This window comes from Aquimarina sp. U1-2, from assembly GCF_017897595.1.
Classification (GTDB): domain Bacteria; phylum Bacteroidota; class Bacteroidia; order Flavobacteriales; family Flavobacteriaceae; genus Aquimarina.
The window spans coordinates 1-320 of sequence record NZ_JAGKIK010000146.1; the positions used below are offsets into that span (position 1 = coordinate 1).

At 31.2% G+C, this 320-nt stretch carries 1 pseudogene; it reads right to left on the reverse strand.

Annotated elements, in window-relative coordinates:
- Positions 1 to 320: pseudogene (locus J8281_RS19415) on the reverse strand (hypothetical protein); the annotation flags it as partial.

Sequence of the window (320 nt, forward strand, 5' to 3'; positions counted from 1 at the left end):
TAAGTATTTTCTAAGAGCTTTCCAATCAGACTTTAGGCCTTTATAATTCACATTACCGTTGTTCGAGACATATTTTTTAAGCAAAGTATGAAACGTTTCATGGTTAAAAACTATTTTAAGAGGTGTTTCTCTAATAATAGGTTTTTCTATGATTTCAATATCTTTTTTGTCTTGAGGAACCACCAACGAGTCGGTCATTTTAATAACCTTTTTTGTGGTTGTAATAGTATCCATAACTTTTTTTTCTTGTTCAGATGTAGGGCTATCGTTAATGACCTTTTTAGCACCCTTACAAGAAGAAAACACTAGTAGTATTAGTG